This is a genomic window from Janthinobacterium sp. NKUCC08_JDC, assembly GCF_019345575.1.
GTDB classification, from domain to species: domain Bacteria; phylum Pseudomonadota; class Gammaproteobacteria; order Burkholderiales; family Burkholderiaceae_D; genus Janthinobacterium; species Janthinobacterium aestuarii.
The window spans coordinates 1,276,299-1,301,418 of the sequence record NZ_JAHKQW010000001.1 but is presented as its reverse complement, the minus strand read 5'-3'; the positions used below and the strand labels follow the sequence as shown (position 1 = coordinate 1,301,418).

Annotated in this window: 23 protein-coding genes and 1 other RNA gene; 8 read left to right on the top strand and 16 right to left on the bottom strand. The window is 63.8% G+C overall.

All coding sequences use genetic code 11. The features are described from left to right. Positions 1 to 219: hypothetical protein (locus KO538_RS06005; protein ID WP_219327698.1), on the top strand; the 219-nt coding region annotated here is incomplete at its 5' end. On the opposite strand, the gene KO538_RS06000 is transcribed toward KO538_RS06005, so the two are convergent. The 8 genes from KO538_RS06000 to KO538_RS05965 form a co-directional block, all read right to left on the bottom strand. Further along, positions 210 to 2,657: a TonB-dependent receptor gene (locus KO538_RS06000; protein ID WP_219327697.1), complete on the bottom strand. Its 2,448-nt coding sequence runs from the start codon at positions 2,655 to 2,657 to the stop codon at positions 210 to 212. The two genes, KO538_RS06005 and KO538_RS06000, sit on opposite strands and share 10 nt — an antisense overlap. A 91-nt stretch (positions 2,658 to 2,748) precedes the next feature. After that, entirely contained in the window at positions 2,749 to 3,702 is a 954-nt protein-coding gene (locus KO538_RS05995) for a FecR domain-containing protein (protein WP_219327696.1), read from the bottom strand. Next, positions 3,699 to 4,226 (bottom strand): sigma-70 family RNA polymerase sigma factor, encoded by a 528-nt coding sequence (locus KO538_RS05990; protein WP_257620164.1) that lies wholly within the window; start codon positions 4,224 to 4,226, stop codon positions 3,699 to 3,701. Before KO538_RS05990 ends, KO538_RS05995 begins: the two co-directional genes overlap by 4 nt. Before the next feature lie 5 nt (positions 4,227 to 4,231). After that, on the bottom strand, positions 4,232 to 4,585 hold the full coding sequence (locus KO538_RS05985; RefSeq protein ID WP_034747326.1) for a DUF3325 domain-containing protein: 354 nt from the start codon (positions 4,583 to 4,585) through the stop codon (positions 4,232 to 4,234). Then, positions 4,585 to 6,207 carry a PepSY domain-containing protein gene (locus KO538_RS05980; RefSeq protein WP_070301398.1) on the bottom strand — a complete coding sequence of 541 codons (1,623 nt, stop codon included), beginning with the start codon at positions 6,205 to 6,207 and terminating at the stop codon, positions 4,585 to 4,587. Before KO538_RS05980 ends, KO538_RS05985 begins: the two co-directional genes overlap by 1 nt. Then, positions 6,204 to 6,539, bottom strand: coding sequence for a DUF3649 domain-containing protein (locus KO538_RS05975; RefSeq protein WP_070301399.1), 336 nt, complete (start codon positions 6,537 to 6,539; stop codon positions 6,204 to 6,206). The genes KO538_RS05980 and KO538_RS05975 overlap by 4 nt, the downstream gene beginning before the upstream one ends. A 2-nt stretch (positions 6,540 to 6,541) precedes the next feature. Further along, positions 6,542 to 7,288, bottom strand: coding sequence for a DUF4198 domain-containing protein (locus tag KO538_RS05970; RefSeq protein WP_219327695.1), 747 nt, complete (start codon positions 7,286 to 7,288; stop codon positions 6,542 to 6,544). Positions 7,289 to 7,339: 51 nt separating this feature from the next. Beyond that, positions 7,340 to 9,601 (bottom strand): TonB-dependent siderophore receptor, encoded by a 2,262-nt coding sequence (locus tag KO538_RS05965; RefSeq protein WP_219327694.1) that lies wholly within the window; start codon positions 9,599 to 9,601, stop codon positions 7,340 to 7,342. A gap of 316 nt (positions 9,602 to 9,917) precedes the next feature. Here KO538_RS05965 and KO538_RS05960 point away from each other — a divergent pair, with 316 nt between their 5' ends. After that, positions 9,918 to 11,549 carry an alpha-D-glucose phosphate-specific phosphoglucomutase gene (locus KO538_RS05960; protein WP_219327693.1) on the top strand — a complete coding sequence of 544 codons (1,632 nt, stop codon included), beginning with the start codon at positions 9,918 to 9,920 and terminating at the stop codon, positions 11,547 to 11,549. A gap of 112 nt (positions 11,550 to 11,661) precedes the next feature. Here the strand turns inward: KO538_RS05960 and KO538_RS05955 are convergent, their stop codons facing one another. From KO538_RS05955 to groES, 5 genes are all read right to left on the bottom strand, one after another. Continuing rightward, entirely contained in the window at positions 11,662 to 13,236 is a 1,575-nt protein-coding gene (locus tag KO538_RS05955) for an oligopeptide:H+ symporter (protein ID WP_257620163.1), read from the bottom strand. Between the two features lie 81 nt (positions 13,237 to 13,317). Continuing rightward, a complete protein-coding gene (locus tag KO538_RS05950) occupies positions 13,318 to 13,875 on the bottom strand; it encodes a GNAT family N-acetyltransferase (protein WP_219327692.1) in 558 nt (185 codons plus the stop codon). Between the two features lie 87 nt (positions 13,876 to 13,962). After that, complete coding sequence (locus KO538_RS05945) at positions 13,963 to 14,475, bottom strand: hypothetical protein (protein WP_219327691.1); 513 nt, start codon at positions 14,473 to 14,475, stop codon at positions 13,963 to 13,965. 210 nt (positions 14,476 to 14,685) lie between these two features. Further along, positions 14,686 to 16,335, bottom strand: coding sequence for a chaperonin GroEL (gene groL, locus KO538_RS05940; protein ID WP_010400981.1), 1,650 nt, complete (start codon positions 16,333 to 16,335; stop codon positions 14,686 to 14,688). Between the two features lie 50 nt (positions 16,336 to 16,385). Next, a complete protein-coding gene (gene groES / locus KO538_RS05935; RefSeq protein ID WP_010400979.1) occupies positions 16,386 to 16,676 on the bottom strand; it encodes a co-chaperone GroES in 291 nt (96 codons plus the stop codon). A 534-nt stretch (positions 16,677 to 17,210) separates the two neighbouring features. On the opposite strand from groES, the gene KO538_RS05930 reads away from it, so the two are divergent. The 5 genes from KO538_RS05930 to KO538_RS05910 all read left to right on the top strand — a co-directional run bounded on the left by KO538_RS05930 (position 17,211) and on the right by KO538_RS05910 (position 19,475). Beyond that, the gene (locus KO538_RS05930) at positions 17,211 to 17,957 is read left to right on the top strand and encodes a hypothetical protein (protein WP_219327690.1); all 747 of its coding nucleotides are present in this window, start codon (positions 17,211 to 17,213) and stop codon (positions 17,955 to 17,957) included. A gap of 156 nt (positions 17,958 to 18,113) precedes the next feature. Further along, complete coding sequence (locus KO538_RS05925) at positions 18,114 to 18,377, top strand: hypothetical protein (protein ID WP_034747342.1); 264 nt, start codon at positions 18,114 to 18,116, stop codon at positions 18,375 to 18,377. Next, positions 18,377 to 18,688, top strand: coding sequence for a cell division protein ZapA (locus KO538_RS05920; RefSeq protein ID WP_034747344.1), 312 nt, complete (start codon positions 18,377 to 18,379; stop codon positions 18,686 to 18,688). Before KO538_RS05925 ends, KO538_RS05920 begins: the two co-directional genes overlap by 1 nt. Positions 18,689 to 18,742: 54 nt before the next feature. Next, positions 18,743 to 18,920, top strand: a non-coding RNA gene (gene ssrS, locus KO538_RS05915) — 6S RNA. Between the two features lie 90 nt (positions 18,921 to 19,010). Then, positions 19,011 to 19,475 (top strand): EVE domain-containing protein, encoded by a 465-nt coding sequence (locus KO538_RS05910; protein ID WP_219327689.1) that lies wholly within the window; start codon positions 19,011 to 19,013, stop codon positions 19,473 to 19,475. On the opposite strand, the gene KO538_RS05905 is transcribed toward KO538_RS05910, so the two are convergent. The 3 genes from KO538_RS05905 to KO538_RS05895 all read right to left on the bottom strand — a co-directional run bounded on the left by KO538_RS05905 (position 19,472) and on the right by KO538_RS05895 (position 22,952). Further along, a complete protein-coding gene (locus KO538_RS05905) occupies positions 19,472 to 20,968 on the bottom strand; it encodes a GGDEF domain-containing protein (RefSeq protein ID WP_219327688.1) in 1,497 nt (498 codons plus the stop codon). The two genes, KO538_RS05910 and KO538_RS05905, sit on opposite strands and share 4 nt — an antisense overlap. 161 nt (positions 20,969 to 21,129) lie before the next feature. Then, on the bottom strand, positions 21,130 to 21,960 hold the full coding sequence (lgt, locus tag KO538_RS05900; RefSeq protein ID WP_034747373.1) for a prolipoprotein diacylglyceryl transferase: 831 nt from the start codon (positions 21,958 to 21,960) through the stop codon (positions 21,130 to 21,132). Between the two features lie 80 nt (positions 21,961 to 22,040). Next, positions 22,041 to 22,952, bottom strand: coding sequence for a LysR family transcriptional regulator (locus KO538_RS05895; RefSeq protein ID WP_219327748.1), 912 nt, complete (start codon positions 22,950 to 22,952; stop codon positions 22,041 to 22,043). 174 nt (positions 22,953 to 23,126) lie between these two features. On the opposite strand from KO538_RS05895, the gene ilvD reads away from it, so the two are divergent. Next, complete coding sequence (gene ilvD, locus KO538_RS05890) at positions 23,127 to 24,992, top strand: dihydroxy-acid dehydratase (protein WP_219327687.1); 1,866 nt, start codon at positions 23,127 to 23,129, stop codon at positions 24,990 to 24,992. Positions 24,993 to 25,120 lie beyond the last annotated feature (128 nt).

The window sequence follows — 25,120 nt, the reverse complement described above, 5'->3', positions numbered from 1 at the left end:
GCCCCCCGGGCCGGGGATCCGGGGTGGGGCCCCCCCTGGGGGCGGTGGCCCCCCACGCTCGGACTGCGCACCATCGCCGGCGGCGTGGAAAGCGGCGAGCAGCTGGAACTGCTGGCCGAGATGGGCTGCGACGAAGCATTCGGCTATTTTCTCGGCCGCGCCGTGGCGCCCGAGGACATCGAGGCGCTGCTCAAAAGTAGCGAAGCCATTCAGAACTGATAGCGCAGCGCCAGCATCGCGTTGCGCGGATCGCCGTAGTAGCCGCCCATGCCCGTCGAATAGTACTTCTTGTCGAAGACGTTATTGACGTTCAGGGTCGCCACCAGCTGTTTGCTGACCTGGTACTGCGCCATCAGTCCGGCCACCGCATACGCCTTCTGCGTGAAGCGTTCGCCATTCGGTCCGCGATCATCCATGTAGATATCGCTCTGCCAGTTCACGCCGCCGCCCAGCACCAGGCCCGGCACGCCTTGCGCCAGGCGCCAGGTGGTCCACAGCTTGGCCATGTTCTGCGGCTGGTTGGTCTGGATGCGTGCGCCGGCGGCATTGCGGATGCGGCTATGCGCATAGCTGGCCGTCAGTTGCCAGTCGGGGCGCAACTGGCCCGATACTTCCGCCTCGAAGCCGCGCGTGGTGGCGCCCTTGACCGTGTGATAGGCGTAGGAACCGCCGCCCGTGCCGATGATCCAGACATTGCCCGGATCGGCTTCGGCCAGGTTTTCCTGCTTCAGCTGGAAGACGGCGGCGCTGGTGGTGAGCTTGCCGCCGAAGAATTCGCCCTTGGCGCCCACTTCGTAGTTCTTGCCCTCGAGCGGTGCCAGGAAGCGGCTGTTGACGTCGCGCTGGCTTTGCGGCGTGAAGATGCTCGTGTAGCTGGCATAGGCCGACCAGTTTCTGCCCAGGTCGTAGACGAGGCCCGCATACGGCGTGATCTTGCCGTTTTCGCGCATCGCGTCGTACAGGTCCGTGTCGGCATCGTAATCGCTGCGGATGTCGCGCTTCCAGTACGACAGGCGCGCGCCCAGGATCACCGACAGCGCGTCCGTCGGGCGCAGGCGCAGCGTCGAATACAGGCCGCTTTCGCGCTCCTTGTCGTACGAGCTGCCCAGGCGCGTGCCGCTGTAGTCGGGCACCGGCATGTCGCCATTCCAGGCGTGGATATTCGGCACCGCATGATCATAGCCGGCCAGGCGCCAGCCCGGATAGATGGGGCTATTCGTCTCGAGTTCCGAGGCGCTCACGCCCAGCACCAGTTCGTGCTGGCGGCCGAAGGCCCGGAACGGTCCGCTGGCGTACGCGTCGAGCGAGGTCTGTTGCGGCTTGCTGTGCCAGTTGGCCAGCCACAGCCGCATGCCGCCGCCCGTCACGCGGTCCGGGTAGCCATTGCCGGAAAAACCCTGCAAGGCGTCGTACTGGTTGCTGCTGCGGCTGACGGCCAGCTTGGCGATCCAGTCGTTGTCGAAATAATGGTCGAGCGTGGCGAACAGCATGCTCTGCTCGCGGTCATACGTGCTCCACGCTGTCGTGCCGTTCATCGAGCGGGGGAAGCGGGTCTGCGAGCCGTCGGCATAGAACATGGGGAATTCGCGGCCCGCGCCCTTGAGCTTTTCCTGCTGGTAGTTGATGCCGGCGCTGAGCACCGTCGACGGCGTCAGGTCCGCTTCGACGATGGCGTACAGCACGTCCTTTTTCTGCCGGTAGCGGTCGATGAACGAGCGCTGGTCTTCATGCGCGGCGACGAGGCGCGCGCGTACCTTGCCGTCCGCCGTCAACGGTGTCGAGACGTCGCCTTCGATGCGGTAGCGGTCCCATGATCCCAGCTGCGCGCCGGCCGTGGCGGCAAAAGCGCGCCCCGGGCGCTTGCGCACCAGGTTGACGGCGGCCGACGGGCTGCCCGTGCCGCTGATCAGGCCCGTGGCGCCGCGGATGATTTCGACGCGGTCGTAGATGGCCATGTCGTAGGTGCGCGCTTCCAGGTTCTTGCTGGTCGGGATGCCGTCGAACATGTACGACGTCACTTCGAAGCCGCGTGAAAATACCTGGTCGTATTCGCGCGTGCTCGACGAATGGTCGACCGTGATGCCGGGCGCCTGCACCAGCACGTCCTGCAAGGTGCGCAAGCCCTGGTCGTCGATCTGCTGGCGCGTGATGACGCTGACGGCCTGCGGCGTTTCGCGCAGCGACAGATTCAGGCGCGTGGCGCTGGTCAGGCCCGCGTAGCCGCGCTTGCCTTCCGTGGTGCCGTCGCGCAGGGCGCTGGAGCTGACGGCCACTTCGTCCAGGGTGGCGGCAATCGGCGCGCCGGTCGATGCGGCACCGGCCTTGCGCAGCACGTAGCTGCGTTCCCCGCTGGGCAGCGCCTCGAGGCCCGTGCCGGCCAGCAGGCGGGCCAGTGCCTGCGGCACCGTGTAGCTGCCGCTCAGGCCCGGCGTGCGCACGCCTTGCAGCAGTTCGGCCGCCGCGCCCACGCTCACTTTTGCTTCGATGGCAAAGCTGGCGATGGCGGCGGACAGTTCGCCTGCCGGCACGTGGAAGACCGTTTGCGCGGCGGCTGGCGCGGTGGCATCGGCCGCCATGGCCGGCGCTTGCGCCAGCGACAGCAGGATCAAGGCGCTGCCGATGGCGCGCGCGAGGGGAGTCAAACGGGGTGGGTGCATGGTCTGGCCTTTCCGGTGAGTGTCGTTGTAAGGTATCGTTGTAATACCCTCAGGACAGGTCACGGCGAAAAAAAGGGCCAACTTTTAACAATTATTTTTTGCGGGCCGCGATGGTGACCCAGTACGGGGTGCGGTACAGCACGTCGACGGGCAGCATGCGCGCCAGGCTGTCCAGCACGGCGCCCGTGTCGTCGAGCTGGAAGGCGCCCGACAGGCGCAAGCTCGCCACTTGCGGCTCCACGCGCAGCAGGCCGGGGCGGTAGCGTGACAATTCGGCAGCGAAGGTATCGAGGCGAATGTCCTGCACCGCCAGCATGCCGCGCGCCCACGCATCGGCTTGCAGCGGCGCCGGCGTGGGCAGGCCGGCGTGATTGGCGTCGAAGCGGCTGTGCTGGCCCGCCACGAGCGTGCGGACGGTGGCCGATGCCGCGTGCGGCGTGATTTCCACCGCGTGTTCGAGCACCGTCACGCGGCTGCCGTCGTCGTCGACGCGCACGGTAAAGCGCGTGCCCAGCGCGCGGATGCGGCCATGGCAGGTGGCGACGATGAAAGGGCGGCTGCCCGCATGGTCGGGGCGCGTCTGCACGAGCACTTCGCCGCGGCGCAGGGTCAGCCGTCGTTCGCCGGCGCCATACGCCACGTCGACGGCGCTGTCCGTGTTGAGCACCACGGTGCCGCCATCGGGCAGCGAGACTTCGCGCCGTTCGCCCACGCCGCTGCGGTAATCGGCCAGCATGTCGTGGCGCACCAGCAGCCAGGCGGCGGGCGCCGCCATCAGCGCCAGCAGCACTTGCACTGCCACGCGGCGCTGCGGCCGGCGCAGCACGGGCACGGCCAGGTCCGGCGGCAGCAGGCCTGCCGTCTGGCTCACCTGTCGCACCCGGTTCCAGGCGCGCGCGTGTTCCGGGTCGCGTGCACGCCACTGGGCGCTGGCGGCCAGGTCGTCCGGCGTGGCCTGGCCCGACTGCTCCAATAAATACCATTCGACGGCCTGGCGCGCCACCTTGCGCGACAACGGTGGATATGGCGAAGTGGCCGCGCTCATGCCGGCAAGTCCTGCGCCAGCAGCACGCATTCGGTCAGCGCCTCGGCCATGTAGCGTTTCACGGAGCGCTCGCCGATGCCCAGCTGTGCGGCGATGTCCGCATAGGCATGGCCTTCGATCTGCGCCATGATGAAGACGGCGCGCACCTTCGGTTTCAGGCCGTCGAGCATGGCGTCGACCGCTTGCAGCGACTGCAGGATTTCCGCGCGCTGCTCGGCCGATGGCACATGCTGTTCGGGCAGGGCGGCCAGCGCGGCCAGCCACGCGCGTTCCAGCGACTGGCGGCGCAAGTGGTTGATCAGCAGATGTTTGGCGACGGTCGCCAGGTAAGCCTTGGGCGTGCGCAGGGCCGGCGTGTGCGGCTGCATGGGCGCGCCGGCCAGCAGGCGCGCGAAGGTATCGTGCATCAGGTCGGCCGCCTCGGCAGCATTGCCCAGGCGCCGCTGCAGCCAGTGCGCCAGCCAGCCGTGGTGCGCGCGATAATGGCTTTCCAGCTGCGTGGGCAGCAGGGGTGGCATGGCCATGATAATTACAGCACTGCCAGCGCGACGGCGGCCAGCAAGGCCGCCACGCCGATGATGCGCGCCAGGCGCATGGCCTGGTGGGGCGCATACGGCAGCAGCCAGATCAGCAGCAAGCCGCAGCCCGTCAGGCTGCCGACCCAGTAGACGAGGCCATAGCCGCCGCCGGCGATGTGCATGGCCCAGGCCAGGGCCGCCGCCAGCGCCAGCCAGCCTGCCCACTGCAGGCGGCGGCGCAGCGGCGCGGGCGGTTCGGCGCCGCGTCCGTGCAGGTCGGCGTAGTGGCGGTCCATGGCCAGGCACAGCGAAGACAGGCCCGCATAGCACAAGGCAAAGACGAGGAAGTTCGACAGCAGCTCCATCACGCGGCCTCCATCGTCTGCGCCGGTTGTACTGGCGCCGCCTTGGCCGCTTTCACGGGCAGCGGTTTCAACTTGAACGCCGCATACGCGAGGCCCAGGCCCAGCACCAGCACCACCAGGTCGAAGGCGGCCACCGCCACGGGGCCACGGCCCAGGAACAGCGTGACGCCCAGGTGCGAATCGGTGGTAAAGACGTTCAGCACGGGCAGCGACGCCAGCAGGAAGGCGCCGGCGGCCAGCTGCATTCGCCACATGGCGCGCGACGGGCGCAGCTGGGCGATGATGGCAGCCAGGGCCCAGGCGCCGAAGAAGCAGGCGATTTCCTCTTGCGGCCGGTCTTCCATCGCCACCGGCAGCAGGCGGTTGGCCCAGAAGTAGGCGCCGAAGGCGATCGGGATGCCGGCGATGGTGCCGATGTTGAGCGCCTCGACCAGGCGCAGGCCGAAGCTGGCGCGCTTGCCGGCGGCCAGCGCCTTGGCCTGCTTCTGGCGCGTCTTGACGGCCCACAGCAGGGCGCCCGTGGCGACCATGGCGCAGCCGGCCAGGCCGGACAGGAAGAACAGGGCGCGCAGCAGCGGGCCGCCGAAATGCGCGACGTGCAGTCCCACCATCACGCCTTGCGTGGCGGCGGCGCCTGGCTGTGCGTCGCCATCGGTCGACAGCAGCTTGCCGGAAACGCCATCGAATTCCATCGATGGCTGTTTCGATGACATGTCGCGCCCGCCCGCGCGCGTCAGTGAAATGGTGGCGTTGGCGTCGCCCGGGTGGCTGACGGAGATACGCTCGACCTTGCCGCCGCCCCAGTGCTGTTCCGCCTGGCGCACGAGGGGCGCGAGCGCCGTCAGCGGGGCGGCCACGCCGGCCGGCTTGCTGTCGCCCGAGCGGCCGGGAAACGCCTCGGCGAAGAACGCGTCCTTGTCGCCCTTGTAGGCGGCCGTGGCGCCCGATGGCATGTACAGGAACATCAGGGTGACCAGGCCCGTGTAGGTGATCATGATGTGGTAGGGCAGGGCCAGCACGGCCGTCACGTTGTGCGCATCGAGCCATGAGCGCTGGCCTTTTTTCGGCCGGAAGGTAAACAGGTCCTTGAAGATGCGCTTGTGCGTGACGATGCCGCTGATGATGGAAACGAACATGAACATGGCGCAGAAACCCACGATCCAGCGGGCCCAGATAGCCGGCATGTAGTGCAGGTCGAAGTGCAGGCGGTAGAGGAATTCGCCGCCCCGCGTCTCGCGCGGCTTGGACAGCACCTCGCCCGTGGCCGGATCGGCTTTTTCGCTATGAAAATTGCCGCGCCGTCCGCGTTTCTTTTCGCCCGGTTGCGATGGCTTGCTCCAGCCCAGTTGCGTGGCGGGGCTGCGCTCGCCGGGCAGGCTGATGAACCAGCGCGTGGCGCCCGTGGCCCGCTCTTCCATCGCTTTTTGCGCGACCTTGGCCGCTTCCTCGGTGCTCACCTGGCTGGCGGCGGCGCCATGCAGTTCGGGCTGCATCCACAAGGTGATTTCATTGCGGTAGTAGCTGGCCGTGCCGGCGCAAAACACCAGCAGCAGGATCCAGCAGACGAGCAGGCCGGACCAGGTGTGCAGCCATGCCATCGACTGGCGGAAACCTTCTTTCATGCGAGACTCCAGGATAGTGCGTCCATCCATTGCAGGATGGCGGCGATGACGGCGGCCGGCATCAGAAGGCCCAGCCAGGCGCGCAGGGCGCTGCGCGTGGCGAATACCCACATCACGGCGCAGGTGTAGATGGCAAACGACAGCAGGGTGGCTGTCATGACGGCTTCGGAACGGGCCATGGGCAGGCTTACCGACAGCAGCATGGTGACCAGCGCGGCCAGCACATAGCCGCCGACGATGGCCGCCACGCTGCGCGAGGCCACGCCGAGACGGTAGACCACGCCGGCGGACAGCCGCAGGCGCGGCATCTTAATGATGGCTGGCGCTTGCATGGTCAGTCGTGATCCTTGCTGGGGGGGACGGCCGTGCCGGCCGGCAGCGGCGTCACGCCTTGCGGCTGCACCAGGCTCAGGGTGGTCACAAACATCACCTTGTCATACACTTGCGCGCCGCGCTGGCCGGCCGTCTTGTCCGTGTGCTGCACTTCCAGCACATAGGTGCCTTTCCAGGGCAGCGGGAAGCTGACCAGGCCTTGCGCATCGCTCCACGCTTCCTTGCCCCAGCCCGACTGCACCACGGCGTTGACCTTGGCTTGCGCCAGCGGCTTGCCCTGGTAGCTGACCTGGAACTGGCCTGGTTTGCCGGTCGGCACGAGGTCCAGGGTCAACGCTGGCGTCTGCGCCTTGCCGTCGGCGATCAGGCGCGCGGCCGGGACCCACACGGTGCGCGTGGCCTTGCCATCTTTTTTCTCTTCCCACGACGGGTAGTTGTCTTCTTCGACGATGATGCTTTCGCCGGCGCCCACCTTGCCATTGAGGAGGAACGCGCCGGCCGTCTTGCTTGCCTGCAGCGGCTGCGCGCCCTTGGCCGATACCCACGTCACGTTCTTGATGCTGAACTTGTCGAGCAGGCCGGGCGACGCTTCGCGCAGGTTGTCGCCGAATTCGCCGAAGTACACGCTGGCCGCCTTGCCGTCCTGCTGCAGCCAGATCTGGTGCGCGCTGGCGCTGCCGGAGACGAGGGCTGCGCCCAGCAGGGCGGTGGCGAGGGCGCCGAGGCGCGCGATGGAAGTGATGTGCATGGTGTATCCCTTATCTTGTTATGTGAGTGAAAAATCGGCTCGTATCGTGCTTCAGTACTGGTAGCGCAGGTTCAATGCCACGTTGCGCGGCTCGCCGTAATAGCCGCCGTTATAGAAGCCCACGCGGCGGAAATACGTCTTGTCGAACAGGTTGTTGACATTCAGGTTGGCCGACAGTTTCGGGCTGATCTGGTAGCGCGCCATCAGGTTGGCCAGCACGTAGCTGCCCTGGCTGACCCGGATCTTGCTTTTGTTCGGCAGGGTGGCTGTTGTGTAGATCTCGTTCTGCCAGTTCAAGCCGCCGCCGACGGTGACGTTTTGCAGCTCGCCCGGCAGGCGGTAGGTGGTCGAGACGCGCAGCATATTGGTCGGCTGGATGGTGTTGGTCACCACGCCCTTGCCCGTCTTCGATTTGTTGTGCGTGTAGCCGGCGAACAGCTGCCAGCCGCTCAAGGGGCTGCCCGACACTTCCGCTTCGTAGCCTTTGCTTTTCGTGCCCTTGCCCGAAGAGACATAGGGACGGCTGCCATCGGGCAGCACGAAGGTCAGCGGCACCGATTTGTCTTCCTCGCCCAGGTTGTCCTGCTTGGCTTCATACACGGCGAACGAAGCATTCACGGCGCCGTCGAAGAATTCGCTCTTCACGCCCGCTTCCACGTTGCTGCCCGTGATCGGGTCGAGGAAGGCGTTGTTCTTGTCCTTCAGGTTTTGCGGCTTGAACAGGTCGGTATAGCTGGCGTACAGCGAGGTGCTCTTGCTGACGTCGAGCACCATGCCCGCATACGGCGTGACGACGTCGTCCGTCTTGTAGGCAGAGCTGCGCTTCCCGAAACGGCCCTGGGTGTCGATGCGGTCGTTATATGTTTCCCAGCGCGAGACGCGTGCGCCGGCCAGCACCTTGAAGTTGTCCGTGACGTTGATGCGCGTGGCGATGAAAGCGCCCGACTGCTTGGTGGTGGCGATGTCGCGCGCGCCCGTGCGCGTCAGTACCGGCTCGGGCACGTCGCCCGTCCAGTGGCGGAAGTCGGGGATGGTGGTGGCGTAGGGCAGCGGATCGGGCAGCAGGGTTTCATTCGTCGTGCCGGTGCGCTTCCAGCCGTTCACGCCCAGCACCAGGTCGTGCTGGCGGCCGAACAGGGTGAAGGCGCCATTGGCCGACAGGTCGAAGTTGTCCTGTTTTTCATCGTAGGGGAAGGCGCCGCTCCACACTTCCAGGCCGCTGCCATCGCGGTTGGGAAAGCCGCTGCCACCGTAGAACAGCTTGCCGTTCGAGGAGCTGTCCAGGCGGCCGTAGGCAGCCTTGATCTTCCACTCATTGGCGAATCGGTGCTCGAGGTAGACGTATTTGTTTTCGAATTCACGCTCCCAGCTGCTCCACTTGGCCGCCATGTTGAACGAGCGGGGCATGTTGGCCGAGGTGCCGTCCGAAAAGAACAGGGGCGTGGTGCCCCAGCTCGTGCCTTTCGGCGTGTTCTTTTGATAGTCGATGCCGGCCGTCAGCAGAGTGTCCGGCGTCAGGTCCGCCTCGACGATGACGGCGCCCACCAGCTTGCGTTCCTTGTACAGGTCCATATAGGAATGGCGGTTCTGGCCTGCCACGACGACTCTTCCGCGGATGCTGCCGTCGGCGTTCAGCGGCGCGCTGATGTCGCCTTCGAGGCGGACTTTGTTCCACGAGCCCACGGTCAGGCCGGCCGAGGCGGCGAACTCCTTGCCTGGACGCTTGTGCAGCATGTTGATGGTGGCCGACGGGTCGCCATTGCCGCTGACCAGGCCCGTGGCGCCGCGCACGATTTCGATGCGGTCATAGATGGCCGTGTCGAACAGCGCATTGCTGCCGGAATTGACGGCCACGCCGTCGATCTGGTAGTTGCCGATGGAAAAGCCGCGCGCCGAAAAGCTCGTGCGTTCGCTGTCGTTTTCCTGCACCGTCACGCCCGTCGACTGCACCAGCACCTCGGCCAGGCTGTTCAGCCCCATGTCGTCCATGCGCTGGCGCGTCACCACGGAAATCGATTGCGGCGTTTCGCGGATGGACAGGCCCATGCGCGTGGCCGTGGCCATCTGCTTGGTGGTGTAGGAACCCGTGTGCTCGGTCGACGCCTTGTCTTGCTGGGCTTGCACCTTGATTTCGCTCAAGGTGGCTTCTTCGGGCTTGGCGGGTACTTCCGCTGCCAGGGCCGCGCCCGCGCCCAGGGCCGCCGTCAGCAAGGCCGAATGCACGGCGATGGCCAGCGGGCGCATGGCAACCTTGGAAATGGGTGGGGAAAACGGGCCGGCAACCATGCCGGCCTGCGAACGTGCTCGCACCATGAAACATCCTTCTTCTCGTGCGCCTGCCGTTGTGCGGCACACAGGTATTGATAGGGAAGGCTTGCTTGGCGGTAGTGCCTGGCTGGCGCAGCGTGTCATCCAGCTGCGCACCAGCCGGTGACTGGGTGCAGACTCTGGTGAGAGTCTAAATGTGAATGAGAACTATTCTTATTATAGTGCGGAGTTGCGAGACATGCAAGAGTGAGGTGCGGCATTGCCGCAGCCAGCGTAAGCGGTTTACCGCACCGTGGCAGACGTACAACGCTTTGCCGCCAGCCGCGCATGCGTTAACATGCGAAGTTAACATGGAGGCAAGATGGCTATTCAAATCATCAATACGGCGCCGATAGCCGGCCAGCGGCCAGGCACGTCGGGCCTGCGCAAGAAAGTGGGCGTGTTCAGCCAGCCGCAATACCTGGAAAATTTCGTGCAGAGCGTTTTCGACACGCTCGGCGACTGCCGCGGCCAGACCCTGGTGCTGGGCGGCGACGGGCGTTACTACAACCGCGCGGCCATCCAGACGGTGCTGCGCATGGCGGCCGCGCACGGCTATGCGCGCGTGCTGCTGGGGCAGGGCGGCATCCTGTCGACGCCGGCCGTCAGCTGCGTGATCCGCAAGCATGGCGCGAGCGGCGGCATCATCCTGTCGGCCAGCCATAACCCGGGCGGCCCCGATGGCGATTTCGGCATCAAGTACAACATCGCCAGTGGCGGCCCGGCGCCCGAAAAAGTCACCGAAGCCATGTTTGCGCGCACGCAGGCTATCATCGAATACCGCATCAGCGACGCTGCCGATATCGACCTCGATACCCTGGGCAACGTGCGCATCGAGCAGATGACGGTCGAAGTGATCGATTCCGTCGCGGACTACGCGGAACTGATGCAGCAGCTGTTCGATTTCGACGCCATCCGCGCCCTGTTCGCGGGCGGCCTACGCATCTGCTTTGACGGCATGCACGCCGTCTCCGGCCCGTATGCGACGGCCATCTTGGAAGGCATGCTGGGCGCGCCGAAGGGCAGCGTCATCAACGGTCAGCCCCTGGAAGACTTCGGCGGCGGCCATCCGGACCCGAATCCCGTCAACGCGCAGCAGCTGATCGCCATCATGGCCGGCGCCGATGCGCCGGACTTTGGCGCCGCCTCCGATGGTGACGGCGACCGCAACATGATCGTCGGCCGGCGCTTTGACGTGACACCCTCGGACAGCCTGGCCATCCTGGCCGCCAACGCCAGCGTGGCGCCCGGCTACCGCGCCGGTTTGAAAGGCATCGCCCGCTCCATGCCGACATCGGGCGCGGCCGACCGGGTCGCCAGCGCGCTGGGCATTCCCTGCTACGAGACGCCGACGGGCTGGAAATTCTTCGGCACCCTGCTCGACGCCGGCATGGCCACCCTGTGCGGCGAGGAAAGCTACGGTACGGGCTCGAACCACGTGCGCGAAAAGGATGGCCTGTGGGCCGTGCTGTTCTGGCTTAACCTGCTGGCAGAGAAGAAGCAACCGGTGGAAGACATCGTGCGCGCGCACTGGGCCACGTATGGCCGCAACTACTATTCGCGCCACGATTACGAAGACATCGACAGCGCTGCGGCGGCGCAGCTGATGGATGCCGTGCGCGGCCAGCTGGCCGCCTTGCCGGGCCAGGTACTCAATGGCTACACGGTGGCGCTGGCCGACGACTTCAGCTACACGGACCCCGTCGACGGTTCCGTGGCCACGCAGCAGGGCATCCGCATCATCATGACGGACGGCGCGCGCATCGTGCTGCGCCTGTCCGGCACGGGCACCGAAGGCGCCACCCTGCGTTTGTACCTGGAGCGCTACGAAGCCGATCCGGCACGGCACGCCATCCCGACCCAGGAAGCGCTGGCGGGGCTGATCGCGGTGGCCGAGCAACTGGCGCAGATCCGCGAGCGCACGGGGCGCGATGCGCCCACGGTGACGACGTAAAAAAGAAGGACGCTTAGGTCGGATTAGCGTGGCATCGCCACGCTAATCCGACGACATTGTCAGCAGCGTTGTCGGATTACGCCCTTCGGGCTAATCCGACCTACTTGTATGATTACGCCTTACCCGGCACGGCGGCCTGGCGGTAGTTATCGACCATCTTGTAGCGCTTCGCATACAGGCCGAAAGCCAGCATCGCCACGGCGGCGAAGGCGGCGAAGAAGAACATCTGGAAGGCCGTCACACTGATGCCGCTTTCGGCGATCTTGCCGATCACGCCTTCGTTCATGACGCTGCGGTTGACGATCAGCACCCACAGGTTGCCCACCGTGGTCGACAGATTCCAGAAGCTCATGATGGCGCCCTTCATCGAGACGGGCGCCTGGCTGTAGGCAAACTCCAGTCCCGTCGCCGAGACCAGCACTTCGCCGAACGTCAACAGCGCGTACGGCAGGATCTGCCACATGATGGAGACGGCGCTGCCGCTGTCGAGGGCCAGCTGCAAGAGGCCAATGACGATCCACGCCAGCGAGGAAAAGCCGATACCGGCCGTCATGCGGCGCAGGGCCGTCGCTTCCCAGCCGAAGCGGTTCAGCATCGGGTACAGCACCAGGTTGTTGAACGGGATCAGGAGCATCACCAGCATCGGGTTCAGCGCCTGCATCTGCGCCGGCAGGAACCAGCTTGGTTTTTCCATGGTGTTCGCCTGCACGATCCACGTCGAGGCCTTCTGGTCGAACAGCGAGAAGAACGGCGTGACGAGGGCGAAGATGACGAGGATGCGCAGCACGGCGCGCACGCCTTCGACGGCTTCGTCAGGGTGGATGCCACGTGCGCGTTCCAGCTGCATGGCCGTGCCGATGCTGCCGAAGGCCAGCAGCAAGACCAGCGCGGTACACGCGGAAATCACGAAGCCCCATTCAGGAATGCTGTAGAACGCATACAGGGCGCCGATCACGCCGACGTAGGCCACGTACAGGCCGGGACGCGAACCGCCATCGACGCGGGCCAGCAGGGCCGTGCGGGCCACGCGGGTAAACGAATCGGGGTTCGGCGGCGCTGGCGGCACGTGCACGTATTTCTTGGCGCCCATCCAGAAGACGATGGTGGCGGCCAGCATCATCAGGCCGGGGATGCCGAAGGCGATCGACGGGCCATACTTTTTCAGGAACAGCGGCATCAGCAGCGAGGCGAAGAAGGAGCCGAAGTTGATGATCCAGTAGAACAGGTCGAAGACCAGCTTGGCCTTGTGCTTATTGGTCTGGTCGAACTGGTCGCCGACAAACGAGGCCACCAGCGGCTTGATGCCGCCGGAACCGAAGGCGATCAGGAACAGGCCGAAATAGAAGCCGTTGACGCTGTTTTCAAACAGGGCCAGGCAGGCATGGCCGGCGCAATACACGAGGCTGAGCCAGAAGATGGTGTTGTACTTGCCAAAGAAGCGGTCGGCCAGCCAGCCGCCCAGCAGCGGGAAGAAATACACGCCGATGACGAAGGTGTGGAACACGTGCTTGGCTTCGCCCGTGCGCTGGTCGATCGGGATCATCAGCAGCAAGGTGCTGATGAGGAATGGCGTCAGGATGTTGCGCATGCCGTAAAAGCTGAAGCGTTCGCAGCCTTCGTTGGCGATGATGTACGGTATTTGCCGGGGCATTTTGCCCGTGGCGGTTTGTGTCTCGGCCGATGACATTGGCTCTCCCCAAGTTTTTTTTGTAAGCCGCGATGCTAAGGCCTGCCGCGTTTGCTTGCAACAGAAAAAACGGCCTGTCCGCTATTTCGCAGGGATTTGTAAGGTATTGATTTTCATAAAGACATTACTTTCGGCACTTGCAAGGGCAGGGCGGGGCAGTAATAGTTGCATTTGCAGCATGCCATCCGATGCGGGACCGTCCGCCAGGGTAAAACCGCAGCCCAGGTACAGGGTCAATGCCGCGTTGTTGTCCTGTGCCACGGCCAGGCGCACGCGGGCCAGTTCGGGCACGCCGCAGGCGTGCGCGATGGCTGCCTGCACCAGTTGCCGTCCCGCGCCGCAGCCGCGTGCCTGCGGCGCCACGTACACGCTCCACAGGCTGGCCTTGTCATGCACGACGGCAATCGGTTCGCGGCGCAGGCCGGCAATGCCGATCAATTGTTCCTTGTCGAAAGCGCCAAATATTATTTGGTGCGATGTGGTGCGCAAGCGCTCGGCTATCTGTGCCAAGGGCAAGCCGCTTTCCGCCGCATGCGTGGTGCAGAAGGCGGCGGGCAGTTCGGCGATGCCGGCCAGGCGCAGCGCGCGGTAGGCGCTGGCGTCGTCTGGCGTGAGGGGGCGGACAGTGATGGCGGGCATGTGGGCGAGTATCGGTCTTCGATGCCAGAAAGTAAAGCTTGCGCTGCAACGCCAGCGTCCCGCCGCAAGGCTCGCCGGTGTAGGGCGTTACTGCGTGGCGATGCGCTGCATGGGCGCGTTGTCCTTGCGCCATTGTTCCAGGCTGATCAGGTCGCCGCTGACGGTGTCGTCGACGAGGATGCGCTTGCCGTCGGGCGTGACGACGAAACTTTCCCAGCGGTGCGCCGCATCGGGCGTGCTTTCGAAAAAGCTCAGCTGATAGCAGGCGACGCCATCGATGAGGCGCGTCTCGGGCGACGTTTCCATCACGGCGCCGTGCGCGCGGCCGCCCGAAGCCTTTTCGATATGCGCCGACCAGGCCTTGATTTCCGGCAAAGCCAGCAAGGCATCGACGGCGCGTGCGTTCTGTTCTTGCGCCGTCGTCTGGCTGCTTGAGGCCTTGGCATGGTCACCGTGCGGCGCGGATTGCTGGTGCAGGTAGAAAGCGCCGAGGCCGGCGGCCAGCAAGCCGGCCAGGATGCCGGCGATGATGGTGGTTTTGGAAGAAGAGGCGCGTGGCGGCATGATGGTGGGATGAGAAAGAACGACGATGGCGGCCATGCTAAAGCAAAACGGGCAGGCGGGCAATCGCCGGGCTTGCCAACGGGTTTGCCAAACGGGTTTGCCAAATTCATAGACGAAAAAAAGCCACCTTCCGTAGAAGGTGGCTTTCGGGGCCGCCGGGGAGGCGCTGACAGCTTTTGGTCTGCCAGCCCTGTCCCGGCGTATGCGGCCAGTCGCGCCGTCGCCTGCGCGACTGGCCGCCGCACATTACATCATGCCGTCCATGCCGCCCATGCCGCCCATACCACCCATGCCGCCGCCCATGCCGCCGCCTGCTTTGTCGTCAGCGATTTCGCAGACCATGCAGTCGGTCGTCAGCATCAGCGAAGCGATCGAAGCGGCGTTTTGCAGCGCCGAACGGGTCACTTTGGCTGGGTCAAGGACGCCCATTTCAACCATGTCGCCATACGTGCCGTTGGCAGCGTTGTAGCCGTAGTTGCCCGTGCCAGCCAGTACGGCTGCCACGACGACCGAAGCTTCTTCGCCAGCGTTTTGCACGATCATGCGCAGTGGCTCTTCCATTGCGCGCAGGACGATCTTGATACCAGCGTCTTGATCAGGATTGTCGCCCTTGACCGTGATGTTGGCGCGTGCGCGCAGCAGGGCTACGCCGCCGCCTGGCACGATGCCTTCTTCCACGGCAGCGCGGGTAGCGTGCAGTGCATCTTCAACGCGGGCTTTTTTCTCTTTCATTTCGACTTCGGTGGCTGCGCCAACCTTGATCACGGCAACGCCGCCAGCCAGTTTGGCGACGCGTTCTTGCAGTTTTTCACGGTCGTAGTCCGAGGTTGCTTCTTCGATCTGTACACGCACTTGTTTCACGCGTGCTTCGATCGAGGCAGCTTCGCCGGCGCCATCGATGACGATGGTGTTTTCTTTGCCCACTTCGATGCGTTTCGCTTGGCCCAGTTCGGCCAGGGTCACTTTTTCCAGGGTCAGGCCGACTTCTTCAGCGATCACTTGGCCGCCGGTCAGGACAGCGATGTCTTCCAGCATGGCTTTGCGGCGGTCGCCGAAGCCAGGTGCTTTCACTGCGCAGGTTTTCAGGATGCCGCGGATGTTGTTCACAACCAGGGTCGCCAGCGCTTCGCCTTCGATGTCTTCTGCGATGATCAGCAGTGGACGGCCAGCTTTTGCGACTTGTTCCAGTACCGGCAGCAGGTCACGGATGTTCGAGATTTTCTTGTCGCACAGCAGGACGAATGGGCTGTCCAGTACGGCAACTTGTTTCTCTGGGTTGTTGATGAAGTATGGCGACAGGTAGCCGCGGTCGAACTGCATGCCTTCAACGATGTCCAGCTCGTCGTTCAGCGACTTGCCGTCTTCCACGGTGATGACGCCTTCTTTACCGACTTTTTCCATCGCTTCAGCGATACGCTCGCCGATCGAGTAGTCCGAGTTCGCCGAGATCGCGCCAACCTGGGCGATTTCTTTGGTCGTGGTGCAAGGACGGGCGATTTTCGCCAGCTCTTCGACGGTGGCTGCAACAGCCTTGTCGATACCGCGCTTCAGGTCCATCGGGTTCATGCCGGCGGCAACGAACTTCATGCCTTCGCGCACGATGGCTTGTGCCAGCACGGTTGCGGTGGTGGTGCCGTCGCCGGCGTTGTCGCTGGTGCGGGAAGCAACTTCCTTGACCATTTGCGCGCCCATGTTCATGAGCTTGTCTTTGAGTTCAACTTCTTTCGCTACCGACACACCATCCTTGGTGACGGTAGGGGCGCCGAACGAGCGCTCCAGAACGACGTTGCGGCCTTTCGGGCCCAAGGTGACTTTGACTGCGTTGGCGAGGATATTGACGCCTTCGACCATCTTGGCGCGCGCTGCGTCGCCGAATACTACTTCTTTAGCTGCCATGTTCAATTCTCCTGAGTTTCGGGATGTATCTGTCTACAACGTGGAAACAATTACTTGACGACGATCGCCATGATGTCTTCTTCGCGCATGACCAGCAGCTCATCGCCGTCAACTTTGACGGTTTGGCCAGCGTATTTGCCGAACAGGACGCGGTCGCCTACTTTGACATCCAGAGGACGGACTTTGCCGTCGTCGAGAATCTTGCCATTGCCTACGGCAAGGACTTCGCCTTGATCCGGTTTTTCAGCAGCTGCATCAGGAATGATGAGGCCGGACGCAGTTTTGGTTTCCTGGTCGAGGCGTTTGACGATGACGCGATCGTTCAATGGGCGCAGATTCATACAAAACTCCTTAAAGTTCAATGGATAGGTGTTGCTAAATGAATACATGCCTGGCACAGCGCCAGGCGTGCTTTCAGTGACCGCCGTTGAAAGCAGCCCGCAACGGTCAAGCAAACCCCATGTCATCGAGTGCGTGCCAGCTAGGCAGTGGTGGCATCGCGGCGTCGCCCGCCGCGTAGCGTTCCCTGCTGTTGCCCGGCAGACACCATCATGTCCTGAGGATTGCTACGAAAGAGTTTGTTAGCACTCTCTACTAACGAGTGCTAATTATAGGGACGGTAGGGGGCTTATTCAAGGGCTTATTCTCCGGGAAGATAAGCTTAGACGTTCTGCGCAGCCTGCATTTACGCAGGGTTTGCGCAAACGCAAGCCTCGTTCCCGGGCGTCAGCAACAGGCGCGACTCTAGCATGCCCGTCAGGCGAACGGCGTTCCTGTACGTACAGGAAACACAGTTTTACTATGGACTTTGATAAGATGATTGTAATTGCATATCAATATCGCCATATATCGCCACCTGCACGAGAAAGCACGCCATGCCATCGACCACTTCCCGTACCGCCCTGCGCCTGCTGGGCGCCACTGTTCTCGGCCTTGCCTGCCTGGGCAATGCCGCCGCGCAAACACCCACCATCGTCGACGAGATCACCGTGGCTTCCCTGACGCCGCAGCAAAAGGAAATGCTGCTGGGTGGCCTGTTCAATGACTTGAACAAGGATGACGACGACCAGGAAGCGCACGTGTGGGACAACGGCGGCGATAGCGGCGTGCTGGTCAAAGTCACGTATAACTTCAGCAATTCCGGCATGACGGAGCACAGCCTGAAGGCGCATGTGTGCCGCGACTTGAAATTCGTCGTCACGGCAGCTGGTAAAACGCAGGACCTGAGCCGCCGCACCTGTTCGCAGAGCAGCGGCCGCTGGGATGTGCAGGGCAAAGATCCGGCGCCCGTCGTGTATCCGCCTTTCCTGTCCGACGTCACCATCGCCAAGCTGAATGCCAAGGAAAAGCAAGCCCTGTTGACGGCCGCCGTGCGCACCTTGAAAGATGAAGAGGATGGCAAGACGCGCCAGTGGAGCAACAAGGGACTGGGCAATGCGGTACCGCTGGCGGTGCGCCTGACGCCCTCGGGCACGGACGGCAAACCTGGCAGCTACGGCCGTACTTGCCGCGATTTGACGATGGTGCTTGACGGCAAGAGCGGACAACAGACGCTGACGCGCCGCTCTTGCGAAAACCGCTATGGCGGACTCGATATCGAACCCGATTACGTCGACGAGTAAAACGCTGCCATCACGGCGCAGGCAGATGCGCGCACTTGGCGAAAAGCGCCGGAAAAAGCGTGTATTTCACGGCAACTGACCTGCATTGATGTAAATATGTGTGACAGCGGCGTGATTCGATTGACGCCCATGGAGCGTCCGCCCTATAGTGGCGGGATGATTTCCGAATTCAACGAATTATCCGACAAAATAGGCCTGCTGGCCGAAATGACCCATGCGCTGCGCCGTGAAAACGCGCAACTGCGCAAGGATAACGCCGCGCTGGCCGCCGAGAACGCCCTGTACGTGCAGCGCATGCGCGAGGCGCAGGAGCGGGTGGAAGCCTTGCTGGAAAAAATTCCCGAACTGGTGCAAGCCGGCCTGGAGCAAGCCGCTTCGGAAGCGGGCGCCTATATTGCCGAGAACGAGAAGGAAGCGTGATGCCGCGTGTCGATGTCAATATCATGGGCCAGTCCTACAGCATGGTGTGCCGCGACGGCGAAGAGCGCGCGCTGCGCGAAGCGGCGATCTATCTCGATAGCAAAATGAAAGCCATCCGCGACGCGGGCAAGGTCAAGGGCAACGACCGCATCGCCGTGCTGGCCGCCCTGGGCGTGGCTGCGGAATTCCTCTCCGTGAAGTCGCCGCAAGGTCCGCTGTCGGAATTGACGATCCTGGAAGTGAAGCAGAAAATCTCGGCCATGCATACTGTCCTCGATAGCGCTTTGACGCCCCAGGAAAACCTTTTTTAAGCGTGCACGCGACGATTTGTCTTTGCGATGCGCGATCAAAGGAGTAAACTTGGGTCTACCCTGCGGTGTTCGCGATTGCCATATATTCCTTGAACCATTTATGCGCATCGGTTGCGAATTTTGTTTGATGGGAGTGAGCGTCGCTCGTTCGACGAACCCGAAATTGAACTAACGTGACCACCTTGAACCGTTTGGTTCGGGATGCCGGCATAGCGGCACAGGCGGGGCCCAATTCGCAGTAACTTGGTAGTACAACTGAAAACGGTTGCAGCATTGATGCGCAACCGTTTTTTTACGCCTGTCACTTTGATACGGAGTCTGCATGAAACAATACTGGCTGATGAAATCCGAACCCGATGAAGTGAGCATCGACGACCTGATGGCCGCGCCCCAGCACACCATGCCGTGGTTCGGCGTGCGCAACTACCAGGCGCGCAACTTCATGCGCGATGGCATGCAGCCAGGCGATGGCGTGCTGTTCTATCACTCGAGCTGCCCGCAGCCGGGCGTGGCGGGCGTGGCCGAAGTGGCCAGCGGCGCGTATCCCGATCACAGCCAGTTTGAAGAGGGCGGCAAATATTTCGACCCGAAGGCCACACAGGAGCAGCCGCGCTGGATCAGCGTCGACGTGCGCGGCGTAAAGAAGACGGCGCTGCTGCCCCTGTCCGAGATGCGCCAGATGCCGGAGCTGGAAGACATGCTGCTGCTCAAGAAGGGCAGCCGGCTGTCGATCACGCCCGTGACGCCGGCGCAATGGAAAGTCATTACCAATAAGCTGAAAGGCTAGGCTTCGACCCGGTTGCGGCCATTCTGCTTGGCCCGGTACAGGGCCTGGTCGGCGGCGGCCAGCAATTGTTCCGGCGTCTGGCCGCCGTCACTCAGTGCCAGGCCGATGCTGGCCGTCACCAGGCCGCCGCGCGACGGCGCGTGGACGATGGCGGCCGCGGCGATCGCTTCCTGCATCTTGTGCGCCACGGCCAGCGCGCCGTCGCCATCGGTGGCGGGCAGGATGGCGGCAAACTCCTCGCCGCCGAAGCGTGCCGCCAGGTCGCTGGCGCGTGGCAGCGCCGAGTGCAGGGCGGCCGCGATCCGCACCAGGCAGGCGTCGCCATACGGGTGGCCGAAGGTATCGTTGAGGCTTTTGAAGAAATCGATATCGATGATCAGCAGCGCCAGCCCTTGATGGTTGCGCGCGGCGCGCTGCCACTCCAGCTGTAATGTCTGGTCGAAGCAGCGCCGGTTGGCGATGCCCGTCAAGCCATCCGTCAGCGACAGCTTTTCCAGCTTGTCATGCGCGGCGCGCAAGGCCAGTTCGCTTTGCATGTAGCGGCTTTGCAGGGTGGCCGAGCGCAGCGCGTGGACCAGCAGCGCGACGAACAGCGACGCCGCCGCCAGGTAGAAATGCGCGCGCATGACGGCAAAGCCCAGGCCCAGCAGGGCGGCCGTAAAGAAGATGGGACTGAAATTGTCGATCAGCAGGGTCAGCTTTTGCGGGGCTTGCCGCGCCTGCGTATTTTCGGCTGCGGACTGCGCCGCCGTGACGCGCGTGGCCAGCAGCACCAGCAGCAGGAATGGCAGGCTGGGCAGCACTTCGCTCCATGCTTGCGTCACGCCATGCAGGGTCAGATAGTTATACGCGGCCGCGCAGCCCGCATAGCACCATAAAAACACCGTCAGCAGCAGGTAAAAGCGGCCTTGCCCGCCATCGCGGCGGTGCGCCAGCAGACGCAGCGAAGCACAGCAGGCCAGGACCAGGTTTTCCACGTTGTAGGTCAGCACCAGCAGGCTGGCGGGAATCGGCGCGATCGAGCGCTGGTCGAATGGCGACACGGAAAAGATGGCCGTATAGGCCAGGTAGGCCGCCAGCAGCACTTGCACGGCATCGAGCCATTGCAAGGTGCGCGAGCGATGGTTGTGCGTTACGGACGAGATGGCCAGCAGCAGGGGCGCGCCATACATGAAATAGGCGAAATCGGAAAAATACGTGGCGTCGGAGGCCACTTGCCCGCTCAGATCCTGCCAGGCGGACAATATCATGCCCGTGCTCCAGAACAGCATGGCCACGGCGAACAGGGCCCAGCCTGTCCTGGCGGCGCCCGCCGCGCTGAGATAGGCGCAGCGGCAACAGGCCGCCAGCGCCAGCAGGGGCGCGACAATGTTGAACGCATAGCTGACGTACGGCGCGTGCGTGCCGGCCCAGGCCGTCAAGGCCAGCTGCGCCAGCACATAGCTGGCACCCAGCGCAATCGAGTACGTCAGTTGTTGTCCGGCAGGCGGCATGGCAAGGCACTCCCCGGTGGCGGCATGAAAACGATGATACCGAGATGTCAACAGCAAGTCTATTCCGCGAGGAAATTTAATTGTGTTGAGGGAAATGTTGCCGGGAGGCGGGGGAGGGAAAGTGGCGCGCCTGCCTGGCGCGCCACCTGGGAACAGCGGTTTTACGTGTTGGCCGGGCGGACCTTGGTGGGCGGCGTGCCCATCACCTGGCTTTTATATGCCCACACCAGCAGCGCGATGGCGCCGACGATCATCGGCAGGGACAGCATCTGGCCTGACGTGATCGGTACGCCCAGCCACACGACTTCCCAGTCCGGCGTGCGGAAGTATTCCGTGAAGAAGCGCGCGCAGCCGTACAGCAGGGTGAACATGGCGCCCACGGCCATGCGCGGGCGCTGCTTGCGCGCAAACAGCCACAGGATGATGAACACTAAAATGCCGTCGACCAGCATCTGGTAGATCGGTGACGGGTGCACGGGATAGGGAATGCCCGGCCACTGCATGGCCCACGGCAGGGTTTCCGGCGCGATGCGGCCCGGCAGTTCGGCATTGATGAAGTTGCCCAGGCGGCCGGCCGCGTAGCCGAGCGGCACCAGCGGGGCGATGAAGTCGAGCACGTCGAACAGGTTGCGGCCTGCCTTGCGGCTCCACAGATACATGGCCACGATGACGCCGAGGAAGCCGCCATGGAAGGACATGCCGCCATGCCAGACCATGAAGATCTCGAGCGGATTGTGCATGAAGTATTCAGGACGGTAGAACAGCACTTCGCCCAGGCGCCCGCCGATCACCACGCCCAGCATGCCGTAGAACAGCATGTCATCGAGGTCTTCCTTCTTCCAGCCCAGTACGGCGATGTGCGGCTGCTTGATGCGCACTCTGCCCAGGATAATGAACAGGGCAAAGGCCAGCACATACATCAGGCCGTACCAGTGCACGGCGAGCGGGCCGATCTGGATGGCTATCGGGTCGGGCATCGGGTGTATCAGCATGGGGTTTCTTTCTTTGTTTAAAGCCAAGGTTGCGTAGTATGGGGGCGCTGGCCGTTTTTTGTCTTAGCGGCCACTTAATTTTAATCGGCGGCGGTGCCGATCTGCTTGCGCAGCAGCGCCAAAAAACCTTGCAGCACGGCGGACGGATTGTCGCGGCGCCAGGCCAGGCCCGTTTCCACCAGCGGCGTGGCGTCCTGCAGCGGCCTGTATTCTACGCCCGGGCGCATCAGATTCGATACCGATTGTGGCACAAGCGCGATGCCCATGCCAGCCGAGACGAGGCTGACGATGGTTTGCATCTGGATCGCTTCCTGGCCGATCTGCGGCGTGATGCCGGCCGCGCGGAAGACGCCGAGGATCGCGTCATGCAGGGCGGGAGAAATGGCGCGCGGGAAAACGATCAAGGGCAGGGGCGGCACGTCGCGCAGGCGCACGGGTCCCGGCGTATTCAATATGTCGAGGCCGGACGGCGCGGCCAGCACCAGCGGTTCGGCCAGCACGGGCAGGTAATCGAGTTCCCCTTTTGCCTTCTCGGGTAATGGGGGGATCAACAGGCCCGCATCCGTGCGCCCGGCCAGCAATTCATCGAGCTGCAGGTCCGAGGTGGCTTCCTGTAGCTGGATGTGCACTTGCGGATAGGCCGCCTGGTAAGCGCGCAGCAGGGGCGGCAGCACGCTGTAGTCGGCCGACGAGACAAACGCCAGGCTCAGACGTCCCACCTCGCCCTGCGCGGCCCGCAGCACCAGCGCGGATAAATCCTGCGCCTGCGCCAGCAGCCGGCGCGCCTCGGGCAGCAGTGCCGTGCCGGCCGGCGTCAGCTGCACTTCGCGCCGCGTGCGCACGAACAGCGGGGCGCCCAGCAGTTCTTCCAGCGCCATGATGGTTTGCGACAGGGGCGGCTGCGTCATGTGCAGGCGCGCGGCGGCGCGGCCGAAATGCAATTCCTCGGCGACGGTGACAAAGTAGCGCAGCTGGCGCAGTTCCAGGTTCATATGTGTTTCCATGCGGATTGATTGCTGTGATATGTAAAACGACTCACAGACACGTGCATCATATATTTGACAGTGGGGCGCGCGCAAGGCAATCTGGCGTACCCCCACTGCATGCAGGGTTTTGTTGAAAATCCGGGCAGTCAGGCATTATTCATTTCTCGGAAGGTCCCCATCATGCCGCAATACCGCTCCCGCACCACCACCCACGGCCGCAACATGGCTGGCGCCCGCGCCCTGTGGCGCGCCACCGGCATGAAGGACGGCGACTTCGACAAGCCGATCATCGCCGTCGTCAACTCGTTCACCCAGTTCGTGCCCGGCCACGTGCACCTGAAGGACCTGGGCCAGATGGTCGCGCGCGAAATCGAAAAGGCTGGCGGCGTGGCCAAGGAATTCAACACCATCGCCGTCGATGACGGCATCGCCATGGGCCACGGCGGCATGCTGTATTCGCTGCCGTCGCGCGACCTGATCGCCGACTCCGTCGAATACATGGTCAACGCCCACTGCGCCGACGCCATGGTCTGCATCTCGAACTGCGACAAGATCACGCCGGGCATGCTGATGGCCGCCATGCGCATCAATATCCCCGTCGTCTTCATCTCGGGCGGGCCGATGGAAGCGGGCAAGGTCGTCAAGGTGGTCAACGGCACGCAGAAGATCATCAAGCTCGATCTGGTCGACGCCATGATCAAGGCGGGCGACAGCACCGTGTCCGACGCCGACGTGGCGGAAATCGAACGTTCGGCCTGTCCGACCTGCGGTTCCTGCTCCGGCATGTTTACAGCCAACTCGATGAACTGCCTGACCGAGGCGCTGGGCCTGGCCCTGCCCGGCAACGGCACGATTCTGGCCACGCACTCGGACCGCCAGCAGCTGTTCCTGCGCGCGGGCCGTCTGATCGTGGAACTGGCCAAGCGCCACTACGAGCAGGACGATTATTCCGTGCTGCCACGCTCGATCGCCACCAAGGCGGCGTTTGAAAACGCCATGGCGCTCGACGTCTCCATGGGCGGCTCGACCAACACCGTGCTGCACTTGCTGGCCGCCGCGCACGAGGCGGAAGTGGAATTCACGATGGCCGACATCGACCGCATCTCGCGCAAGGTGCCGTGCCTGTGCAAGGTCGCGCCGATGACGGACAAATACCATATCGAAGACGTGCACCGCGCGGGCGGCATCGTGGGCATCCTGGGCGAACTGGCGCGCGCCGGCCTGCTCAACACGACTCTGCCGACCATCCATGCGCCGACCCTGGCCGACGCCATCGCGCAAAACGACATCAAGTGCACGGACGATCCGGCCGTGCATGAACTGTTCCGCGCCGCGCCGGGCGGCGTGCCGACGCAGACGGCGTTTTCGCAGTCGGAGCGTTTCGCTAGCGTGGATACGGACCGTGCCACCGGCTGCATCCGCGACAAGGCCCACGCGTATTCGCAGGATGGCGGCCTGGCCGTCTTGTACGGCAACCTGGCTGAAAAGGGCTGCATCGTCAAGACGGCAGGCGTCGATGAAAGCATCTTGAAATTCTCTGGCAAGGCGCGCGTGTTCGAAAGCCAGGATGCGGCCGTCGCGGCGATCCTGGAAGACACCGTGCATGAAGGCGACGTCGTCATCATCCGCTACGAAGGCCCGAAAGGCGGCCCGGGCATGCAGGAAATGCTGTACCCGACCTCGTACATCAAGTCGAAGGGCCTGGGCAAGGCGTGCGCGCTGTTCACGGACGGCCGTTTCTCGGGCGGTTCCTCGGGCCTGGTGATCGGCCATGCCTCGCCGGAAGCGGCCGAAGGCGGCGCCATCGGCCTGGTGGAAGAGGGCGACTTCATCGACATCGACATCCCCGAGCGCACCATCAACCTGCGCGTGACGGATGCCGAACTGGCCGCGCGCCGCGCCGCCATGGAAGCGAAGGGCGACGCGGCCTGGCTGCCCGTCAACCGCGAGCGCTACGTGTCGCAGGCGCTGCAGGCGTATGCGGCGCTGACGACGTCGGCCGACCGCGGCGCCGTGCGCGACCTGTCCCAACTGAAGAAGCGCTGATCTGTTGCGCAGGTAAGACAAGCGGCCCCGATCCACTGCGCGGGGCCGCTTGTCGTTACATCGCCTTACAAACAACATGGTCATGGACGCGCAGATGGGGCAGAATATGAATGCCTAATCGCTACTAC

Bases quoted from the DNA above. Each gene is read 5' to 3' on its own strand.
- KO538_RS06000 (WP_219327697.1), bottom strand. From the start codon at position 2,657: ATGCACCCACCCCGTTTGACTCCCCTCGCGCGCGCCATCGGCAGCGCC.
- KO538_RS05995 (WP_219327696.1), bottom strand. From the start codon at position 3,702: ATGAGCGCGGCCACTTCGCCATATCCACCGTTGTCGCGCAAGGTGGCG.
- KO538_RS05990 (WP_257620164.1), bottom strand. From the start codon at position 4,226: ATGGCCATGCCACCCCTGCTGCCCACGCAGCTGGAAAGCCATTATCGC.
- KO538_RS05985 (WP_034747326.1), bottom strand. From the start codon at position 4,585: ATGGAGCTGCTGTCGAACTTCCTCGTCTTTGCCTTGTGCTATGCGGGC.
- KO538_RS05980 (WP_070301398.1), bottom strand. From the start codon at position 6,207: ATGAAAGAAGGTTTCCGCCAGTCGATGGCATGGCTGCACACCTGGTCC.
- KO538_RS05975 (WP_070301399.1), bottom strand. From the start codon at position 6,539: ATGCAAGCGCCAGCCATCATTAAGATGCCGCGCCTGCGGCTGTCCGCC.
- KO538_RS05970 (WP_219327695.1), bottom strand. From the start codon at position 7,288: ATGCACATCACTTCCATCGCGCGCCTCGGCGCCCTCGCCACCGCCCTG.
- KO538_RS05965 (WP_219327694.1), bottom strand. From the start codon at position 9,601: ATGGTGCGAGCACGTTCGCAGGCCGGCATGGTTGCCGGCCCGTTTTCC.
- KO538_RS05960 (WP_219327693.1), top strand. From the start codon at position 9,918: ATGGCTATTCAAATCATCAATACGGCGCCGATAGCCGGCCAGCGGCCA.
- KO538_RS05955 (WP_257620163.1), bottom strand. From the start codon at position 13,236: ATGTCATCGGCCGAGACACAAACCGCCACGGGCAAAATGCCCCGGCAA.
- KO538_RS05950 (WP_219327692.1), bottom strand. From the start codon at position 13,875: ATGCCCGCCATCACTGTCCGCCCCCTCACGCCAGACGACGCCAGCGCC.
- KO538_RS05945 (WP_219327691.1), bottom strand. From the start codon at position 14,475: ATGGCCGCCATCGTCGTTCTTTCTCATCCCACCATCATGCCGCCACGC.
- groL (WP_010400981.1), bottom strand. From the start codon at position 16,335: ATGGCAGCTAAAGAAGTAGTATTCGGCGACGCAGCGCGCGCCAAGATG.
- groES (WP_010400979.1), bottom strand. From the start codon at position 16,676: ATGAATCTGCGCCCATTGAACGATCGCGTCATCGTCAAACGCCTCGAC.
- KO538_RS05930 (WP_219327690.1), top strand. From the start codon at position 17,211: ATGCCATCGACCACTTCCCGTACCGCCCTGCGCCTGCTGGGCGCCACT.
- KO538_RS05925 (WP_034747342.1), top strand. From the start codon at position 18,114: ATGATTTCCGAATTCAACGAATTATCCGACAAAATAGGCCTGCTGGCC.
- KO538_RS05920 (WP_034747344.1), top strand. From the start codon at position 18,377: ATGCCGCGTGTCGATGTCAATATCATGGGCCAGTCCTACAGCATGGTG.
- KO538_RS05910 (WP_219327689.1), top strand. From the start codon at position 19,011: ATGAAACAATACTGGCTGATGAAATCCGAACCCGATGAAGTGAGCATC.
- KO538_RS05905 (WP_219327688.1), bottom strand. From the start codon at position 20,968: ATGCCGCCTGCCGGACAACAACTGACGTACTCGATTGCGCTGGGTGCC.
- lgt (WP_034747373.1), bottom strand. From the start codon at position 21,960: ATGCTGATACACCCGATGCCCGACCCGATAGCCATCCAGATCGGCCCG.
- KO538_RS05895 (WP_219327748.1), bottom strand. From the start codon at position 22,952: ATGAACCTGGAACTGCGCCAGCTGCGCTACTTTGTCACCGTCGCCGAG.
- ilvD (WP_219327687.1), top strand. From the start codon at position 23,127: ATGCCGCAATACCGCTCCCGCACCACCACCCACGGCCGCAACATGGCT.